Source organism: Streptococcus sp. 5346 (assembly GCF_013277455.1).
Lineage (GTDB): Bacteria > Bacillota > Bacilli > Lactobacillales > Streptococcaceae > Streptococcus.
This window is the reverse complement of record NZ_VMMY01000003.1, coordinates 126,289-144,925: the sequence shown is the minus strand read 5'-3', so window position 1 is coordinate 144,925 and position 18,637 is coordinate 126,289. Positions and strand designations below refer to the sequence as shown.

19 protein-coding genes and 2 pseudogenes are annotated in these 18,637 nt (G+C 39.5%); 3 read left to right on the top strand and 18 right to left on the bottom strand.

Going from position 1 to position 18,637, the window contains the following annotated elements:
* Window positions 1–98: 98 nt before the first annotated feature.
* The 6 genes from HT732_RS03435 to HT732_RS03410 form a co-directional block, all read right to left on the bottom strand.
* A complete protein-coding gene (locus HT732_RS03435) occupies window positions 99–1,151 on the bottom strand; it encodes a BMP family protein (protein WP_173253968.1) in 1,053 nt (350 codons plus the stop codon).
* An 89-nt stretch (window positions 1,152–1,240) separates the two neighbouring features.
* A complete protein-coding gene (locus tag HT732_RS03430; RefSeq protein WP_000246089.1) occupies window positions 1,241–1,630 on the bottom strand; it encodes a cytidine deaminase in 390 nt (129 codons plus the stop codon).
* Window positions 1,617–2,279, bottom strand: a complete 663-nt coding sequence (deoC, locus tag HT732_RS03425; protein ID WP_173253967.1) for a deoxyribose-phosphate aldolase — start codon at window positions 2,277–2,279, stop codon at window positions 1,617–1,619. Before deoC ends, HT732_RS03430 begins: the two co-directional genes overlap by 14 nt.
* Before the next feature lie 19 nt (window positions 2,280–2,298).
* The gene (locus HT732_RS03420) at window positions 2,299–3,576 is read right to left on the bottom strand and encodes a pyrimidine-nucleoside phosphorylase (protein WP_173253966.1); all 1,278 of its coding nucleotides are present in this window, start codon (window positions 3,574–3,576) and stop codon (window positions 2,299–2,301) included.
* The gene (locus tag HT732_RS03415; protein WP_345890502.1) at window positions 3,573–4,163 is read right to left on the bottom strand and encodes a class I SAM-dependent methyltransferase; all 591 of its coding nucleotides are present in this window, start codon (window positions 4,161–4,163) and stop codon (window positions 3,573–3,575) included. The genes HT732_RS03420 and HT732_RS03415 overlap by 4 nt, the downstream gene beginning before the upstream one ends.
* 208 nt (window positions 4,164–4,371) lie before the next feature.
* Window positions 4,372–4,776 (bottom strand): hypothetical protein, encoded by a 405-nt coding sequence (locus HT732_RS03410; RefSeq protein WP_173253965.1) that lies wholly within the window; start codon window positions 4,774–4,776, stop codon window positions 4,372–4,374.
* A 200-nt stretch (window positions 4,777–4,976) separates the two neighbouring features.
* On the opposite strand from HT732_RS03410, the gene coaA reads away from it, so the two are divergent.
* The 3 genes from coaA (at window position 4,977) to HT732_RS03395 (ending at window position 6,778) form a co-directional block, all read left to right on the top strand.
* Complete coding sequence (coaA, locus tag HT732_RS03405; RefSeq protein ID WP_173253964.1) at window positions 4,977–5,897, top strand: type I pantothenate kinase; 921 nt, start codon at window positions 4,977–4,979, stop codon at window positions 5,895–5,897.
* A gap of 67 nt (window positions 5,898–5,964) precedes the next feature.
* On the top strand, window positions 5,965–6,201 hold the full coding sequence (gene rpsT / locus HT732_RS03400) for a 30S ribosomal protein S20 (protein WP_001274000.1): 237 nt from the start codon (window positions 5,965–5,967) through the stop codon (window positions 6,199–6,201).
* Window positions 6,202–6,253: 52 nt separating this feature from the next.
* Entirely contained in the window at window positions 6,254–6,778 is a 525-nt protein-coding gene (locus tag HT732_RS03395; RefSeq protein WP_173253963.1) for a DNA topology modulation protein, read from the top strand.
* A 26-nt stretch (window positions 6,779–6,804) separates the two neighbouring features.
* Here the strand turns inward: HT732_RS03395 and deoD are convergent, their stop codons facing one another.
* The 12 genes and pseudogenes from deoD to HT732_RS03340 all read right to left on the bottom strand — a co-directional run bounded on the left by deoD (window position 6,805) and on the right by HT732_RS03340 (window position 18,636).
* On the bottom strand, window positions 6,805–7,515 hold the full coding sequence (gene deoD / locus HT732_RS03390; RefSeq protein WP_173253962.1) for a purine-nucleoside phosphorylase: 711 nt from the start codon (window positions 7,513–7,515) through the stop codon (window positions 6,805–6,807).
* Window positions 7,516–8,202: 687 nt separating this feature from the next.
* Entirely contained in the window at window positions 8,203–9,486 is a 1,284-nt protein-coding gene (locus HT732_RS03385; protein WP_173253961.1) for a chloride channel protein, read from the bottom strand.
* Window positions 9,480–9,716 (bottom strand): annotated as a pseudogene (locus HT732_RS03380) (purine-nucleoside phosphorylase); the annotation flags it as partial. The gene HT732_RS03385 and the pseudogene HT732_RS03380, both read right to left, overlap by 7 nt.
* 142 nt (window positions 9,717–9,858) lie before the next feature.
* The gene (locus HT732_RS10550) at window positions 9,859–10,779 is read right to left on the bottom strand and encodes a thiol-activated cytolysin C-terminal domain-containing protein (protein ID WP_345890476.1); all 921 of its coding nucleotides are present in this window, start codon (window positions 10,777–10,779) and stop codon (window positions 9,859–9,861) included.
* Window positions 10,771–12,585, bottom strand: a pseudogene (locus HT732_RS10545) (discoidin domain-containing protein); the annotation flags it as partial. The pseudogene HT732_RS10545 and the gene HT732_RS10550, both read right to left, overlap by 9 nt.
* Before the next feature lie 324 nt (window positions 12,586–12,909).
* Window positions 12,910–13,719 carry a purine-nucleoside phosphorylase gene (locus HT732_RS03370; RefSeq protein ID WP_173253958.1) on the bottom strand — a complete coding sequence of 270 codons (810 nt, stop codon included), beginning with the start codon at window positions 13,717–13,719 and terminating at the stop codon, window positions 12,910–12,912.
* On the bottom strand, window positions 13,716–14,276 hold the full coding sequence (locus HT732_RS03365) for a DUF1697 domain-containing protein (protein ID WP_173253957.1): 561 nt from the start codon (window positions 14,274–14,276) through the stop codon (window positions 13,716–13,718). Before HT732_RS03365 ends, HT732_RS03370 begins: the two co-directional genes overlap by 4 nt.
* 1 nt (window position 14,277) lies before the next feature.
* Window positions 14,278–15,489 (bottom strand): phosphopentomutase, encoded by a 1,212-nt coding sequence (locus HT732_RS03360; protein WP_173253956.1) that lies wholly within the window; start codon window positions 15,487–15,489, stop codon window positions 14,278–14,280.
* A 13-nt stretch (window positions 15,490–15,502) separates the two neighbouring features.
* Entirely contained in the window at window positions 15,503–16,186 is a 684-nt protein-coding gene (rpiA, locus tag HT732_RS03355; RefSeq protein ID WP_173253955.1) for a ribose-5-phosphate isomerase RpiA, read from the bottom strand.
* 281 nt (window positions 16,187–16,467) lie between these two features.
* Window positions 16,468–17,340 (bottom strand): NAD(P)H-hydrate dehydratase, encoded by an 873-nt coding sequence (locus HT732_RS03350; protein WP_173253954.1) that lies wholly within the window; start codon window positions 17,338–17,340, stop codon window positions 16,468–16,470.
* Between the two features lie 90 nt (window positions 17,341–17,430).
* Window positions 17,431–17,736, bottom strand: a complete 306-nt coding sequence (locus HT732_RS03345; RefSeq protein ID WP_173253953.1) for a hypothetical protein — start codon at window positions 17,734–17,736, stop codon at window positions 17,431–17,433.
* A gap of 225 nt (window positions 17,737–17,961) precedes the next feature.
* The gene (locus tag HT732_RS03340) at window positions 17,962–18,636 is read right to left on the bottom strand and encodes a DUF6678 family protein (RefSeq protein ID WP_173253952.1); all 675 of its coding nucleotides are present in this window, start codon (window positions 18,634–18,636) and stop codon (window positions 17,962–17,964) included.
* Window position 18,637 lies beyond the last annotated feature (1 nt).

Below are 18,637 nucleotides of genomic sequence, written 5' to 3'. Positions count from 1 at the left end.
TAGTTTATCTAGTAGCAAGCTTTACTGAGACAAAATGACTTTGTCTCAACTCTTAAAAAGCGGCCGATGGCCGCTTCCTAAGAAATAACTTCCATCCATTATTTTGCAGGAACTTTTACACTTCCATCAAGGATTTTAGCTTTAGCATCTTCAACGGCTTTTTTACCTTCTTCAGAAAGGTTAGTTGTTACCAAGTCAACCCCTTTATCTTTCAATGAGTAAACGATCACTTGACCGCCAGGGAATTCACCTTTTTCTGCCTTGTTAGAAATATCTTTTACAGTTGTACCAACTTGTTTCAAAGTAGATGCAAGAACAAAGTTTGATTCTTTACCATCTTTAGAAGTGTATTTACCTTCTGCTTCTTGGTCACGGTCAACACCGATAACCCAAACTTTTTCATTTTCAGGACGGCTTTCGTTGAGTGATTTTGCTTCTGCAAAGACACCAGCACCTGTACCACCAGCTACTTGGTAAACAATATCTGCACCGGCTGCGTATTGTGCGGCTGCAATTGTTTTACCTTTAGCAGCATCACCAAATGAACCAGCATAGTCAACTTGTACTTTGATAGATGGGTCTACTGACGCAACACCAGCCTTGAATCCTGCTTCAAAACGAGAGATAACTTCTGACTCCTGCCCACCTACAAAACCAACTTGTTTTGTTTTAGTTGTTTTTGCTGCAGCTACACCTGCAAGGTAACCTGACTCATTATCAGCGAAAGTTACGCTCGCAACATTCTTTTGATTTTTAATTACATCATCAATCAAGACATAGTTCAAGTCAGAATGTTCTTTAGCTGCTTCTTCAACCGCATTGTGAAGGGCAAAACCAACACCGAAGATTAGGTTGTAACTTCCAGCCGCTTGTTGCAAGTTGTTAGCGTAGTCAGCTTCACTTGTTGATTGGAAGTAAGTGAAACCGTTATCTTTTGAAAGATTGTGTTCTTTACCCCAAGCCTGCAAACCTTCCCAAGCTGATTGGTTGAATGATTTGTCATCAACACCACCAGTGTCAGTGACGATTGCTGCTTTTGTCTTCACATCAGAAGATGAATCTGCCTTACGAGAAGAGCGGTTACCACATGCAGCAAGTCCAACTGCTGCCACTGCAACTAGACCAAGGCCTAGCCATTGTTTCTTGTTCATTACTGAACCTCCTAAATAAGATGTGCAACGATGTTGCAAGTATGGATTGATTGGTCACAAGGACCGTGTCACTCAAAGAGCGACTCAGACTAATTTAAGTCTGTAAAAGAATATGGAAGTAACTCCCCGACCGTCATCTCGACCGTCGATTTATCTTTTGCGACTAAGGTCACTTTTAGATCTTGTTCAAAAAATTCGACCATTACTTGGCGACAAGCACCACATGGTGAAATCGGTTTTTCAGTTTGACCATAAACAATCAGCTCTGAAAATTCTCTTTGCCCTTCGGAAACTGCTTTAAAAATCGCTGTACGCTCTCCGCAGTTTGTCAAAGGATAGCTAGCATTTTCGATATTCACTCCCGTGTAAACACTTCCGTCTTTGGCTACTAAAACTGCTCCGATAGGAAAGTGAGAATAGGGGACATAGGCATGTTTGCTGGTTTCAATTGCCAGTTCAATCAACTCAGTAGTCGCCATCTGCCAATTCTCCTTTTAAAATGGCTACCCCAGCTGACGTTCCGATACGGGTCGCACCTGCTTCCACAAATGCAAGAGCATCTGCATAAGAACGAGCTCCACCAGCAGCCTTGACACCCATATCAGGCCCAACTGTTTCACGCATCAATTGAACATCTGCTATCGTAGCGCCACCAGTTGAAAAGCCAGTAGATGTTTTAACAAAATCAGCTCCTGCTTTTTGGGCTAATTGACAAGCCACAACTTTTTCTTGATCTGTCAGAAGGCAAGCTTCAATAATGACTTTCACTAACTTGTCACCACTTGCTTCCACGACTGCGCGAATATCTGACTCAACCAAGGCTAAATTGCCTGATTTGAGAGCCCCAACATTGATTACCATGTCAATCTCATCAGCCCCATTTTGGATAGCTTCTTTTGTTTCAAAAGCTTTCACGGCTGAAGTTGTTGCTCCCAAGGGGAAACCAACCACTGTACAGACCTTGACATCTGTACCTTCAAGCCCTTTTTTAGCATGTTCAACCCAGGTCGGATTGACGCAGACGCTGGCAAAATCATACTCTCTAGCCTCAGACAACAAACAATCAATTTGATTTTCTGTTGCATCTTGTTTTAAAAGCGTATGATCGATATATTTATTTAATTTCATATTCGGATTCTCCTGCGGTTTATGAGATAATTTCTATAATTTCTCGTAAACTTTGCACCCTATCATTTATTTTAACATATTTTTGAAAATCTGTAACTAGCTGAGGAGAAATTTTTCCATTTGTGTATACTTTTGCAACAATTTCTCCCTTTTGAACGGAATCTCCCACCTTCTTTTCAAAAACAATTCCTGTTTCATAGTCCAAGGCATCAGACTTGACTGCACGGCCTGCCCCCAGTCTCATGGCATAAAGCCCAAATTCCATAGCTGGAAGAGCTGAGATAATACCCGTTTCCTGGGCAGGGATTTCCACCACATGGGCTACATTTACAGGACGGTAGAGGTCTTCCAAGTCCCCACCTTGGGCTTGCACCATTTCCTCAAACTTAGCCAGTGCTTGACCATTTTCAAGATGTTGCCGAACTTCTTCAACTGTTTTATTTACATTTGCCAAACCAAGCATAATCTGAGCCAATTCACAGATGAAGTGGGTAATATCCTGACGTCCTTGACCTTGTAAAATCTCCAATGCTTCAAGGATTTCCAGACGATTTCCAATCGCTCGTCCCAAGGGCTGGCTCATATCCGTAATCACTGCTACCGTCTTTCGACCAACTGCCTTACCAAGTTCCACCATGGTTTGAGCCAATTCGCGCGCCTCATCAACCGTCTTCATGAAAGCACCCTCACCGACAGTCACGTCTAGCAAAATAGCATCCGCTCCTGCCGCAATTTTCTTGCTCATCACCGAACTCGCAATCAAAGGAATCGTGTCAACAGTTGCGGTCACATCACGGAGAGCGTAGAGAAGCTTATCTGCTTTGACCAGCTGGTCTGATTGCCCAATGACAGATACACCAATATCCTGAACCTGACGAATAAAATCCTCTTGACTACGTTCTACTTGATAGCCCTTGATAGACTCCAATTTATCAATTGTTCCACCAGTATGGCCGAGACCACGACCACTCATTTTGGCTACAGGCACACCAAAGCTAGCAACAAGAGGAGCCAAAATCAAGGTTACCTTATCACCAACACCACCCGTAGAATGCTTGTCAACCTTAACCCCATCAATAGCAGATAAATCAAACTCTTGACCTGTCTGAACCATTTTCATGGTCAAATCAGATATTTCTCGAGTCGTCATTCCTTTGAAATAAACAGCCATAGCAAAGGCAGACATCTGATAATCAGGAACAGTTCCTGATACATAGCCTTCTACTAGCCATTCAATTTCACTTGAAGTCAGTTCTTGACCGTCTCGTTTTTTTTGGATTAAATCAACTGCTCTCATTCTTTCACACTTCTAAGGATATAGTATCCCTTGTCTTTTTTAAGGATTTCACAATTGCCAAACACATCTTCCATCTTAGACTTGGCACTTGGAGCTCCTTGTTTTTTCTGGATGACGATGGTCAAATCTCCACCAATTTCCAAGAAATCTTTACTTTTCTCGATGATTTCATGAACGACTTTTTTTCCAGCACGAATAGGGGGATTGGAAATGATATGGTCAAATTGACCTTCAACTTGTTCATAAATGTTGGACTGGAAAATCGTCGCTTCTACTTTATTTCGTTCAGCATTTTGTCGCGCCAAATCCAAGGCACGATTATTGATATCGACCATGGTCGCCTGAACGCCGTAAACCTTGACTAAGGACAAACCTAATGGACCATAACCACAGCCGACATCTAGGACTGTCTCTCCTTGGTTGACCTCAAGACACTTGAGCAAGAGTTGACTTCCAAAGTCAACCATTTTCTTGCTAAAAACACCCGCATCCGTCAAAAAGGTCATTTTTTCTCCCAACAAGTCCACTCTCAACTCATGAATGTCGTGAGCAGCGTCAGGATTTTCTGCATAATACATTTTACTCATGAAACTATTTTACCATAATTTGCCTTAAATTGTAAATCGTTTACATATCCAGAATGAGACAAAAAGATTGAAGGAAGTTGCTTTACAATAGCTCCCCTTCAATCTCTTTCAACCTTTATAAGCAAATAGTATTTCATCTAGGACTACAGCTATCATTGCCATGATAAAACAACAAATTTATTGTCTATAATCAAGCGCATTTTTATTACTATTGCTTAACCTTCAGATACTTAATTATCAACAAAATTCCCAACAAAATATTTAGATAAAAGCCCAACTGATACGTTTTTGTCAGGATTTCCAAACTTGTCCAAAGTCGTATCAAATCTTCTAGCGACATGCGGAAGAAATAACCCTCTGTCGCAATCCATAGGACTAAAAAGCAATAACTACCAGCAGCAAGCCATTTCGCCCACCGTTTTTTTAGGAAGAAAGCAACTAAGAGCGAACAGATAAAGACAGCTGTTACAATGGCATGTTCCATCAAAAAAGTAAAACCGTAATAGATTTCTACAAAGCGTCTACCATTGTCCGCATTGGCTCCTTTTATAAAAGGTAAGGCAAAACTCAAAATAAAACAGAGTTCCAATAGGTAAGGTTTCAAAATTTTCATAGTACACCTCCTATAAGTTATAAACCCAAAAGCCCCCTTTATTAGCTTATAAATCAGGAGAAACCAGCTCCTACTTCATTAATAAATTGGTCATCCTCCGTCTACCTCTATTATATAATTTTGACTGACTGAATTCAAGAAACCGCTTTATTTTTTTAGCTTTTTATGGTATGATAAACAAAATATCTAGGGGAAAACACATGACCAACGAATTTTTACATTTTGAAAAAATCAGCCGCCAGACTTGGCAATCTTTACATCGAAAGACAACACCTCCTTTGACAGAAGAGGAATTAGAATCCATCAAGAGTTTTAATGACCAGATTAGCTTGCAGGATGTTACCGATGTCTATCTCCCCCTAGCCCATCTCATCCAGATTTACAAGCGTACCAAGGATGATTTGGCCTTTTCAAAAGGGATTTTCCTTCAACGTGAAAGCAAATCCCAGCCTTTTATCATTGGGGTTTCTGGGAGTGTTGCCGTTGGAAAATCCACAACCAGTCGCCTACTTCAAATCCTACTGTCCCGTACACTTACAGATGCTACGGTTGAGTTGGTAACAACTGACGGCTTTCTCTATCCCAACCAGACCTTGGTTGAACAAGGGATTTTAAATCGCAAGGGATTTCCTGAAAGCTATGATATGGAAGCTCTTCTCAACTTCTTGGACCGTATCAAAAATGGACAAGATGTGGATATTCCTGTCTATTCTCATGAAGTCTACGACATCGTACCCGAGGAAAAGCAAAGCGTCAAAGCTGCTGATTTTGTGATTGTTGAAGGAATCAATGTCTTTCAAAATCCACAAAACGAGCGTCTCTATATCACTGACTTCTTTGACTTTTCCATCTATGTTGATGCTGGAGTGGATGATATTGAGAGTTGGTATCTGGACCGTTTCTTGAAAATGCTGAGCCTAGCCCAAAATGACCCTGATAGCTACTACTATCGTTTTACTCAGATGCCGATTGGGGAAGTGGAATCCTTTGCCCATCAGGTCTGGACCAGTATCAATCTCACAAATCTACAAAATTATATTGAACCAACCAGAAATCGTGCGGAAGTGATTCTACATAAAAGTAAGAACCATGAAATCGATGAAATTTACTTAAAAAAGTAATTTTCCCTTGTCAAAACGTAAGTTTTCAGATATAATGGTATAGTTAGTAAATATGGAGGTAAGAACATTGGCAAACATTAAATCAGCTATCAAACGCGCTGAATTGAACGTTAAACAAAACGAAAAGAACTCAGCTCAAAAATCAGCTATGCGTACTGCTATCAAAGCTTTCGAAGCAAACCCATCTGAAGAACTTTTCCGTGCTGCTAGCTCAGCTATCGATAAAGCAGAAACTAAAGGTTTGATTCACAAAAACAAAGCAAGCCGCGACAAAGCTCGTCTTTCAGCTAAACTTGCTAAATAAGAAACAGTCCATAGAGGCTGTTTTTTTGTCCTCAAATAGGAAAAGGTAGAAAATGAAAATCGCAATTATCGGATATTCTGGTGCTGGTAAGTCAACGCTAGCTGAAAAGTTATCTCTCCACTACTCCATCCCAAAACTTCATATGGACACACTCCAATTTCAACCTGGTTGGCAAGACAGTGACCGCGAATGGATGTTGACCGAGATGAAAAACTTTCTCACCAAGCATGAATCTTGGGTCATCGATGGTAATTATTCTTGGTGTTTCTATGAGGAAAGAATGCAGGAAGCTGACCAAATCATCTTTCTTAATTTTTCGCCATTGACCTGTCTCTTTAGAGCCTTTAAACGTTATCTCAAATACCGAGGCAAGGTCAGAGAAAGTATGGCAGATGGTTGTCAAGAACAGTTTAATTGGGAGTTTATCAGATGGATTCTCTGGGATGGACGGACTAAAGCTCAAAAAGAGAATTACCAAAAACTTTGCCAAGAATACTCACATAAAGTCACTATTCTTCGAAATCAAAGAGAGCTAGATCAATTTCTAGATAAGAAAAGGAAGTCCTCCAATTCATAAAGAAGGGCTTCCTTTTTTGGCTATAATTATTCTGCAATCAATGTTTCCAAACCAACCTTCATCATATCAGTGAAGGTGTTTTGACGTTCTTCTGCAGTTGTATCTTCATCTGGATTAACCAAACTATCTGAAATAGTCATGATAGCAAGGGCGTCAACATGGTATTGGGCAGCCAAATAGTAGAGTGCCGCTGCTTCCATTTCTACGGCCTTGACTCCCCATTTACCAAGCTCGATATTCTTTTCAAAGTAGTTTGAATAAAAGACATCAGAAGACAAAACGTTCCCAACGTGGGTGGTCATACCAAGTTCTTTGGCAATATGGTAGGCCTTATCTAGCAAATCAAAGCTAGCGATTTGTGGAAAATCGTACTGTGGCCAGTCATTACGGACGATGTTTGAGTTAGTTGCAGCTGCTTGCGCCAAAACTAATTCACGAACGTGAACATCTTCATTCAAAGAACCAGCGGTTCCCACACGAATCAATTTCTTCACACCGTAGTCAACAATCAACTCACGCGCATAAATCGAAATAGATGGCATTCCCATCCCAGTTCCCATAACAGATACACGGTGACCCTTGTAAGTACCAGTATAACCAAACATGTTACGCACTTCGTTAAAACAAACAGCATCTTCAAGGAAATTCTCCGCAATAAACTTAGCACGAAGAGGATCCCCAGGAAGAAGAATTTTATCAGCAACTTCACCCTGCTGAGCAGCAATATGGATAGACATAATTTATGATACAAAGAGCGACAAGAAAACGACTGAAAATTAGGAATCTGACGAGAAATCCTGATTTCTCAGTCAGATTATCTATTTTCCAAGTTTTCCGCTCGTGTTCAAATCAGAACACACGCTCTACCTTTCTTTTTTTGTATATTTAGGATAGCGACAGAGAACAAAGTAAAAATAGGAAACTGACGACGCATCGCAGATGCTAGACAGTTTATCTTTTTTACACAGTTCTCCGCCCGTATTCAGTTCAATGAATACAGTTAACCCATCCTTTCTTTATTCTAAAATTTATAATCAGAAAGATACCAAACCCGTCAAAAAGCAAAGGGAAAATAGGAGTTGGGTGTAGTGAGCGATGCTCGCTAGACCAACTATCTTTTTCCCACTGCTTTTAGGGTGGGTTCAACTCCTTTCTTTCTTAATTTTGATGACAAATAGGAGAATAGCACGGGTTCAATTCAAAACCAAACTACCCTCTCTAAGTTTTTAGAAAAGTTTTCCGCTCGTGTTCAAATCAGAACATCTCGCTCTACCTTTCTTTTTTATATTTCATAGCTAGGCTTATCGGATTCAATCATGACTCCGATAAACCTACTACATTTTTATTTAAAATAGTTATTGATAAACTGACAATAGTTTTTAATCTTTTAAGTTAAATCCTTAACTAGAAGAAATGAGCATTTCCTACCTAATTACTTTATTCTTTGACTTCTGACACAGTATGCTAGCCCAAGAAAAACGGTCTAATATTTTTGCAAATTCATAAGCTAAAACAGCTGTTACTAAGAGATACGGAAGAGAATCCAAACCTAGCCCAGTGAAACCTATTACTAATCCAGTTGCAGACCAGCGAGCCCTCAAGGTCACAGACAAAAAGCAAACAGATCCCATAAGCAAAATGCTTGGCTGGCTATCCCCACCTAGAATCATTCCAAAGAGAGCAGCTCCAGCCATCCCCAAGGCAAAAGATGGCGTAAGTGTACCACCATAGGCCCCTGCCCACAGAGTAATAAGAACGACCAGTGCTTTTAGGATAAACAAGAGGAATACTGTTTTGCCATCGCTACCATTCAATACTTCCTGAGCCATCATACGTCCATTTCCAAGTAGATGTGGAAAATAACTTGCCAACCCAGCAAGAAAAAGAAAAGCTGTAGGCAATGTGAGAAGTATTCGTTTATCTTTTATTCTGTTTGAAGATACTTCTTTACTTAAGCGATCAAAAAGCCAAGCTAGTGGGGTTAAGAAAAGAAGTAATAAGGGAATAATCCACGTTTCCTTTAATGACCATGTTATCGCTGGAATCTGGTAGAGAGCCTGATCTGAAATAACCAAGCCTGCTGTATAGGTTGACACATAGGTAGTCAAACCGACTAAGATAAATCGTTTAATAGATAGAGCAATTCCTAGAGTTTCAAAAACAAAGAAGACACTTGTTAATGGAACCTGGTAGACAGCTGCTAAACCAGCACCAGCACCACAAGCAAGGAGAAAGATTTGATCCTTCTTAGAGAGAGAACATATTTTTCCAATTGGTCCTGCAAATAGAGTTCCAATCTCTCGTGGTGCAGCTTCTTTACCAATAGGTGCTCCCCCTCCAACTGCAATAATTTGCCAAATTGAATGAAATAGCTGTTTTAAAAAATGAAGTTTGTATTGTGAAGTCTCATCCTTCATCTGCGCTTTAATGGAAAAAATCTGTGATTTTTTTTGCAAGAAATACCAGACCAAGGATGAGCCAAGACCCACAATTATTAAACTTAATCCTATCCGCGATGAGGAAACTCCATCTGTCAAGAATACAGTTTGATGCTCTGATTGACCAAAAGCTATCCCCTCTATTATCTTTAAAAGATAATGTAGAAAAATACCAAATAAACCTGAAACTATTCCTTGCAAAATGACTGCTAGGAATAATTTAAGATTATAAGGGATTTTCTGAAAAGTACTCCTCAATTCTTTTAACATAGTAATAATTCAGTAAAAACGGCTTTAAGTAAGCCTTTAAAATCACCTTTAACACACTCAGTCACTTCTATAACCTCTTCGTGGTTAATCTCTTCTTTGAAACCAGTAGTATAGTTAGTAATACATGAAATTCTTAGAAGTTTCAAACTTGAGTAGGCTACAACAATAACTTCAGGAGCAGTTGACATTCCGACCACATCTGTTCCAAGCATCTTATAGGTACGAATTTCTACTCGTGTTCAAATCAGAACACCTCACTATACCTTTCTGTTTAATTTTGTTCTTTCACAGAGAGCTACCTGAGTTCTATTCAAGCTCAGGTAGTTCTTCTCTTATAAACTAAATCATCTCATTATTAAATAGTAGGATTTTTTACAAGACATCGTCATCAGAAATCTTAGAATTTAATGTCGTGCCCCAATGGGTAATTTTACGGTGGGGTTGAGCTAAAATTGGTCTGTTTTCATAGATTGTTTGCCATCTATTCCATAGTAGACCTGTCTTTTTCTCAATCTTAATTCGCAGATTTCTCATATTTTCTTTGATTGGGAGGTTGAGGACAAAACCTGCAGTCTGGTTGCGACCGTTTCCTTCCCAAGAACGACTACGAACAACTTGGTTTCCATCTTTATCTACTGTAACTTCTTCCCAAGTGATAGAGTAGCGGGCAATGTAAGCTCCACTATGTTGAATTGTCAATGTTTTATCCTTCACAGGAGTCTGACTGATTGGTTGAACTGGCTTAGAAACTTGTGTCGCTGTCTCACCATTCGTAGCGATAAAGCGGAAAACTTCTACTTCTGCAAGACTGAGGGCTTGATTGTTCTTACGTAGTTGCACACGAACACGGCGTCCCAATTTCCCATTTAATTGAACATCCAAGCTCGTTCCGTCAAGTTTAGAAACATACTGTCTAGCAACTTCTTTCCCTTTTTCATCATATAAAATCACATCAAAGTCTGACAGACGTTTAGAAAGCTCGCCATCCCCACGGTTATGAAGGCGAACAAGTCCTACCTGTTCTGTACGACCTAAATCAACTTCCCACCAAGGCTGGTTTTCAAATTTTGTATGGGTAATTGATTGCTGGCTATAACTACTATTGGTATTACCATCCAAGGCACGACTAGCATCTCCACCAAAATCAGTAGAACTTTGCTTAGCTTGTTTTTTCCAAGCGATATTCTCAGCACGATATACTTGGACTTCTGCAAGACTGAGGGCATTATAGCCTTCTAGCTCAATTCGAACATAGCGCGCTTTTTTATGGTTAATCGCAATTTGTGCTGACACATCTTTAAGAGATGTTATGCGTTTTCTCTCAATTTCTTTACCAAAACTATCTAACAGAATGACATCAAAGTTTGCCAATCTATCCTGGGCAGTGTCTGTGCGGTTGTAAATATTGATTTGGCGAATGGTTTCTTCTTTAGCCAAATCTACTTGCCACCAAGGTTTAGATTGGAAGTTGGTATGAGTGACAGAATTGTGACCATAGTTACCATCAACTTTGCCATCCACAGCTCTTCTAGCATCTCCTCCGAAAGCTGTCGAACTTTGACTAACCTGTTTCCCTAAGGCAATATTTTCCATTGGTTCAGCGCTTGGTTGACTAGAAGATTGAGGCAGAGCCTGTTTCTTAAAGAATCGCACTTTATCCAATTTCGGATCACGATAACCATGTTTATCCAAGGTAGTTCGTTTACCAATATTAAAGTTAGGAATATCATTCATTCGACTTTCAAAATAGCCACGAGAACGATGTTTAAAGCGTGAATTACCTGTAAATGTAACAATATCACGATCATTATGAATCAAGGGAGTCACAACATTATCATTATCAACCACATAATGCTTAATTTTTCCACTAACAGCTAATTTACGGCTTTCCAAACCAACATCCCAGAAACCATTCTTAGCATTCCAAACAGTTCTGGAAGTAATCACTTTAGGAGCACTGAAAGTCGTCACTTTTCTCAATACATGGTTATAAAAATCAGGATATTTTTGGTAAGCTTCAACCGCTGCAATCTGAGCTAGGTAGCCTCCAAGAGAATGACCTGTCATATATAATTTCGTAATACTTGTATCCTTGGCTAATTCCCCAACAACCTTGCGGATATCATCCGCTTGAGCTGGTTTATTTCCACCAAATAAAACCAAATCTGCACTTAAATCCTTGGCGTCATTAACTCGCGTTCCACGAATAGCCAACATGTGCACCGTTCCATCTTTGAGATAAGGAAGGTCGCTCTTGGTCTCAAATAAGAAAGCATCCAAGCCACTATCTGTATGGTAGGCTTTTTTCATCTTCCAGAAAGGAGCCAATTCATTGTGCATAAGTTTGTATTCTTGACGGTCAAGATAGAGACTAGGGAAAGGATTCTTATGATCTAAAATTTTCTCAATATAATCATCGTCTCGATAGGCTAACTCCATAAAGAGAAGAGAATCACGGTCTGTGACATACCATTCTTTCTTATTGTCATCTTCTCCATCTGCCAAACCATCCCCATCACTGTCTGCTAGCAAGGGATGACTGTTATATCCTAGATAATCCTTACCATCTTTGTTGTAAACATAAAGTTCATCTTTGTTTTTGATGCCATCTTGGTCATCATCCCCTTCCAAATCAAGAACTTTTTCACCATAGAGAGAATCATCAATCAAATCATTTTCTAAATGCAATTCCCCTTTAGAAATCTTCACCAAATCTTCTGCTGTTAAAGAACGAGTATTTGTTGGTTTTTCTGTCACAACTTCTTCTTTAGTTTCTTCTACAGGAGCAAGAATAGGTGAGTCTTGAACAGGCTCTGTCATCTCTATTTTCGATTCTTCCCTTTTGTTTTCAAGAACTTCACTTGCTTCCGGAAGCGTTTGAGGAGCTAGTCTTGGCTCCTCTCTAAGAGGAGTTTCTAGTTTTGGAGCAACATTTTCTGTCTCTCTCAATTCCTCCTTAGAATCTAGCACTCTTGTTACCACTTCAGATGTTACATCTTGTTTTACTTCATTAGCTGAAATCCCAGCTGGAGCTAGAAATGCGAAGCCGACTGCAACAGATACAACTCCGATACTTAATTTTTTTATGCCAAAACGCATAATTCGTTGACCGATTTTCATTATTTCTTATCTTTCTTTTCGTTTATTTGTAAGCAGACTCAAACTAAATCTCTTTGTCCCCTATCTAGGACAAGACTGAGAAATTCAGAAATGAAATCCATTCTTATCTCTCCTTATCATCCTAGTCTGCTTGGCTAGGAAGCTAATCCCAGCATCCTAGATTCTTGTCTTTCACAATGCTAACTATCAGACTCTTTCAGTTACAAGAGTAGGAAGAAACCCATAGTATACCTATGTTTCTTCTTTGTTCCGAATAGTCAACCATGAAAGGAAAGAGGCATTCCCCCTTTTAAATCTTTTTTCTTACAATTCAGCAAGAATCGCTTTAAGCAAGCCTTTGAAGTCGCCTTTAACACGTTCAGTCACTTCTACAACTTCTTCGTGGTTGAGTTCTTCTTGGAAACCAGCAGCATGGTTAGTAATACATGAAATTCCCAGAACTTTTAAACCTGAGTGAGCTGCCACAATCACTTCAGGAACCGTAGACATACCGACTGCATCTGCTCCCAGTGTCTTATAGGCACGGATTTCTGCTGGTGTTTCATAAGTTGGACCAGTAACACCGATATAGACACCTTCATCAAGCTTGATACCAAGTTTTTTAGCCACTTCATGGGCAGTAGCACGGTATTCTGGTGTGTAGGCCTTAGACATATCAGGGAAACGTGGACCAAATTCATCCAAATTTTCACCCATCAATGGGTTTTGCCCCGTCATATTGATATGGTCTGAAATAGCCATCAAAGTACCAGGGCCATAACCAATACCACCAGCAGCATTGGTTACAATGACACCTTCACATCCAAGAACTTTCATGACACGAACTGGGAAAGTCACAACTTCAAGAGGATTTCCTTCGTAGAAATGGAAACGACCTTGAAGAGCCAAAACCTTGCGACCTGCAAGTTCCCCATATACTAATTTACCAGCGTGACCAACTACTGTTGAACGGCCCCAGTTTGGAATATCAGCATAGTCTACTACAACTGGATTTTCGATTTCTTCTGCCAATTCTCCAAGACCTGATCCAAGGATTAGACCAAACTCAGGGGCTTGGATTCCCTTGTCTTTCAGGAAAGCAGCTGTTTCATTGATTTTGTCTAAAAATGTCATTGTGTATTTCCTTTATTATTTTTTAGCATTTGACCAATTTTGGCAAAGGTTTTAGCATTACGAATAGTAATGTGGCGATAGAAAGGCATCTTGAGCAAGTACTTGTGATAGGCAGTTGCATAGTAGGATTCTTCAGAAAATTTCCCCCAGAAAATCCCAAGTTTTCCAAAATGAAGCACCTCATCTTTCAACTCTAAACTTTCAACTGTTGCTTTGACTTGCTCCACATCCAAACCCTCCGTGTAGAAAAGGACATCTTTTCGTGCCAAGTCTTCGTTCCACCAAGCTGGTAGATTCTCCACTTCTGCTTCATAGTCTTCTTGACTCAGTAAAGAAAAGCTCTGAATAAATGGATAATGGACTGCAAAGAAAGTCTCTAATTTTTCAACCAATCGAGCTTTTGGTTCTGTCGAAGTAAAGAGAATGTTGCCACTGTTGATGTAGCTTTCAACCTTTTCCAGTTCCAAGTCTGTCAATTCTTGACGAAGCTCCGCCATGACAACCTTATTTTTCCCACCAACATTAATGCCCCGAACAAGTAAAGCATAGTGCGTCATCTTATACCAATTTATCTAAGAAACTTTCCCCAATCATGGCAGTTTCCACACCAAAGTTATCGGCAACAGTCGCTGAAATATCTGCAAAATGTCCTACTGGAATGACACCATTGCCTTTAAAGGCAGGGCTGTAGGCCAAAAGTGGAATATATTCACGAGTGTGGTCTGTTCCTGCGTAGGTTGGGTCATTTCCATGGTCCGCTGTAATCAAGAGAAGATCATTCTCTCTCATGGCTGCGATAATTTCAGGCAAGCGTTCATCAAACTCATGCAAGCAATCACGGTAACCATGAGCATTGCGGCGGTGACCGTAAAGGGCATCAAAGTCCACCAAGTTTGTGAAGGAGAATCCTTTTTCAAACTCAGTAAGGCCCATTGTCTTCAATAGTGTATCAATTCCATGCCTGTTTGACTTGTTGTGGCCCATGTCATGGTTGATACCAGCACCGTTAAAGATATCATTGATTTTACCAACAGCGTAAGTATCGATACCAGCTTCGTTCAATTTATCCAAAACAGTCGGTGCAAATGGAGATACAGCCAAGTCACGACGGTTTGCCGTACGAGTGAAGTTACCTGGCTCACCAACATATGGACGGGCAATGATGCGACCAAGAAGGGCCGGACGCTCAAGTGTAATTGAACGAGCGTATTCACAGATACGGTACAATTCGTCCAAAGGAATAATATCTTCGTGGGCAGCAATTTGCAAAACAGGATCAGCTGAAGTATAGATAATCAACTCTCCAGTTTCCATCTGACGTGGTCCAAAATCATCGATAACGGCTGTTCCTGAGTAAGGTTTGTTAGCTTCACGAATGACCTTACGTCCTGAAAATTCTTCGATTTTTGTCAAGATTTCTTCTGGGAATCCGTTCCAGAAAGTATCGAAAGGCTCCGTAATGTTGAGTCCCATGATTTCCCAGTGCCCAGTCATGGTGTCCTTACCAAGGGACACTTCTTCCAATTTTGTTGCATATCCAGTTGGATTGCTTTCTGCCGGTACTGTCTTCAGAGGAGTTTCACGAGGAATATTTCCAAGACCGATTTTAGCCATGTTTGGGACATTCAAACCAACTGTTTTTGAAATGTGTCCCAGTGTGTCAGAAGCTCCATCTGGAACCCCTGCATTGACAAAGTTATTAGCATCTGGTGCTGCACCGATTCCTACAGAATCCAGTACCACCAAATGAATACGATTAAATTTAGACATCTTATGCCCCCTTCTATTTTCCTTTTTTTGAAGTTAAAATCCGAACTCCATCTCGTCCAGCAACGATGACCCTATCCACCATTTGGTTGAATAAGCCATGTTCTACGACACCAACGACATGATCCAATTCTTGTCCAAAAGCAATTGGATTTTCAATGACATCCAAGGCGAGGTCAATGATAAAATTCTGCATATCCGTCACAAAACGTTGACCGTCTTTTTCACGGAAGCTTGGTTTGTAGCCAGCTCGTTCAAAATGACGAAAGACCTGCTCTGCTCCATACTGAACCACTTCCACAGGCAATTTAAAAGCACCTAGTTTTTCAACCAGCTTGCTTTCATCCACCACCCAAATGTATTCTTTTGATGGTGTCGCAACAACCTTCTCCATCAGAAGAGCACCACCACCACCTTTGATTCCATTAAACTGACTATCCACTTCATCCGCGCCATCAACTGTCACATCGACAAAGTCTACTTGGTCAATAGATTTGAGTGGGATATTAAGGCCTTCTGCCTGTTTACTAGTCACACTAGAAGTTGTTACAGCTATAATCTGCAATCCTTCTTCCTTGATACGACGACCGATTTCTTCGACAAAATAATAGGCAGTCGAGCCTGTTCCAAGTCCAACGACCATGCCATCCTTGACAAACTCAGCAGCCTTGATACCTGCCATTTTCTTCAGATTTTCCACCGATTTACCTCCATCATTCTCAGTTCTTATTTTACTATGAAACCGCTTTTTATTCAAGTGAAAAGATCAAATTTACATTTTTCATCAATCTTTCTTTAAAAATATGCATTTTCTTTTTACAAAACGAATAAAAATGAGTTTATCTTTTATGTATTTGCTTTGTTCATCTCTTTCCAATTCCAAAAACAAGACCTTAACTTTGATACGTCTAGTTTAGCATTAAAGCAGGCGCATTTCAAGAATCATAAATTAAGAGAAGGAAGTAGGTTTATCTGTCTATTTTAAACAAGTTTATCTTTGCTTACCTTCTCTTTTTGACAAATAATTTTCATTACTTTAGGAAGACAATTACTAATCTCCGTTGGCAAAACCACATACTGTTCTTGAGCTAGTTCTTGGGCTATGGCTGAATGAAGATGGGTCGCTACTGCCACACGTTCGTAAAGACTAGCTTGCTTAAACTGGCCTGCAAATCCTGCAATCATCCCAGCAAGCGTATCTCCCATTCCCCCAGTCGCCTGATAGGGACCGCCAACCTGTAACTGGTAATAATCAGACTGACCAGCTTGCCAAATACGAGTAGCTGAGCCTTTCTCCACCAAAATTGTTCCTTGAGGGAAGGAACTCAAGGAACTAGCCGTTGCAGCTTCGTTTTGCTTTTCAATAGCAATACCAGACAGCTTTTCCCATTCTTTTTGGTGAGGAGTTAGGATAAGCTGGCTTGAGGGAAATGACAAACTTGTTCTAGCAAGAATGGTCAGGGCACCACCATCTACAATCAAAATCTGATTTTGGCTTAAATTAACAAAGACTTGTTTTACTAGATTTTCTCCAAAAGCATCATCTCGTAAACCAGGCCCCAGCAAGACAACTTCTGCCTTATCCAACTGCTCTTTTAACAATTGCTGATCTTGAAGAGCAAAGGCCATAGCCTCAGGTAAATGGCTGTGCAGAGCTAGAATATTTTCCCTGTCCGTTCCAACGGTCACCAATCCTGCACCGCTTTTTACAGCTGCTAAAGTAGCCATGATAATGGCACCACCATAAGGATAAGTTCCACCCAGCAACAGCAGACGACCGTAGTCCCCTTTATGACTGGTACGAGAACGTTCAATAATAACTTTTTCTAGTAAGGTTTGATCAATCACTTTCATCGTTTTTTCCTCTCGTATTTATTATACAACAAAAAGGAGGCGCAGACCTCCTTATTAAAAATTAAAAAATTTAAAATTTATATTTAGTTACTAATCCAACAAACTGGGATTTGTTCTTAAGCACATAATGTATTCTTCGATTTTTCTCTCCAGCTCATCTTTATTTTCTTCCAAGGCAGGATAAAACCCTGTAACTCCGTATCCAATCATTTTGTACAGAGCGATAAGGTGGTAACTATTTTCCGATTTTTTATTTACTATATCAGATTCATTTGCAATCTCTTCCATATTGCATAGTTTCTCAAAAGTTTGTCTGTTTGCAATTTTTTGATAAGACTTCCACATTTCCTCTTCTGTTTTATCGCTTCGGTTAGGCGTTGACCAAGCCTTTTTCATTTGTGATATCCGAATATTTTTATCATCCTTGCTGCTAAAACTTATCAGTGATAACAACACATTCTTCCCAAAAGCTATACAAAAAAATCATATTTAAAAACTAATTCATAGCCTAACCGCACCTCATATTTATAGTCGGATATTTTAATATAAAGAGGAGTATCACAACAAACTATTCTATTTAATGGAACAATTACTCCTTTAACTTCTAATTTTCAATTTTCATTATCTATACCCAAAAATAATAAAACATTTTTCAATATCATCATATTCATAAGGAATACTAAATCTATTAAGCATGCGCTCTATTTCTGATTTTTTATCAGTAACACATGTCTTTGGCTCAATTAAACGCCCTTGACCAAGAACTTTCTCAAATTTACTTCTAATTTTAAACCATTCAACAATTCTCATATTCATATGAAAAAAATGTTCATCAGTATCAATCGTCCAATATATGCTAGGCTCTTCTTCATCAAAAAACGTCTTATATTGTATCGGGATGTCTCTCATGTTCTCCATGATAGAATCTATTAGTTCTTTCCATTTTGTATTGTTCATAAAAGAGGTTAGATTTCTTTCTTCAAGAACCTGTTTAATTTTTTCTTTTTCAGTTTTTTTGTTGTTATATTTTCCATTTTCAATTTCGTCTATAATGTGTTGCATAACAGATAACGCTCTATCATCTATTCTTTGATAAACATAAGATGGCGATATACATTGTTTATCTCTTTGTACATAATACCACCCGTAATGCACCCAACCAGTAACTATAAAATGGAAATCTCCCTCCCAACTTATATCGAAATAAATTCTATCTTCATCATTAGAACTACTTATTTTGATAACTCCACTTCTCGGATTTAGTTTTTCACATAAAATATTATGTATTGATTGCATC

Coding starts and splice junctions, on each gene's coding strand:
- HT732_RS03435 (WP_173253968.1), bottom strand. CDS start 1,151: ATGAACAAGAAACAATGGCTAGGCCTTGGTCTAGTTGCAGTGGCAGCA.
- HT732_RS03430 (WP_000246089.1), bottom strand. CDS start 1,630: ATGGCGACTACTGAGTTGATTGAACTGGCAATTGAAACCAGCAAACAT.
- deoC (WP_173253967.1), bottom strand. CDS start 2,279: ATGAAATTAAATAAATATATCGATCATACGCTTTTAAAACAAGATGCA.
- HT732_RS03420 (WP_173253966.1), bottom strand. CDS start 3,576: ATGAGAGCAGTTGATTTAATCCAAAAAAAACGAGACGGTCAAGAACTG.
- HT732_RS03415 (WP_345890502.1), bottom strand. CDS start 4,163: ATGAGTAAAATGTATTATGCAGAAAATCCTGACGCTGCTCACGACATT.
- HT732_RS03410 (WP_173253965.1), bottom strand. CDS start 4,776: ATGAAAATTTTGAAACCTTACCTATTGGAACTCTGTTTTATTTTGAGT.
- coaA (WP_173253964.1), top strand. CDS start 4,977: ATGACCAACGAATTTTTACATTTTGAAAAAATCAGCCGCCAGACTTGG.
- HT732_RS03395 (WP_173253963.1), top strand. CDS start 6,254: ATGAAAATCGCAATTATCGGATATTCTGGTGCTGGTAAGTCAACGCTA.
- deoD (WP_173253962.1), bottom strand. CDS start 7,515: ATGTCTATCCATATTGCTGCTCAGCAGGGTGAAGTTGCTGATAAAATT.
- HT732_RS03385 (WP_173253961.1), bottom strand. CDS start 9,486: ATGTTAAAAGAATTGAGGAGTACTTTTCAGAAAATCCCTTATAATCTT.
- HT732_RS03370 (WP_173253958.1), bottom strand. CDS start 13,719: ATGACATTTTTAGACAAAATCAATGAAACAGCTGCTTTCCTGAAAGAC.
- HT732_RS03365 (WP_173253957.1), bottom strand. CDS start 14,276: ATGACGCACTATGCTTTACTTGTTCGGGGCATTAATGTTGGTGGGAAA.
- HT732_RS03360 (WP_173253956.1), bottom strand. CDS start 15,489: ATGTCTAAATTTAATCGTATTCATTTGGTGGTACTGGATTCTGTAGGA.
- HT732_RS03350 (WP_173253954.1), bottom strand. CDS start 17,340: ATGAAAGTGATTGATCAAACCTTACTAGAAAAAGTTATTATTGAACGT.
- HT732_RS03345 (WP_173253953.1), bottom strand. CDS start 17,736: ATGAAAAAGGCTTGGTCAACGCCTAACCGAAGCGATAAAACAGAAGAG.
- HT732_RS03340 (WP_173253952.1), bottom strand. CDS start 18,636: ATGCAATCAATACATAATATTTTATGTGAAAAACTAAATCCGAGAAGT.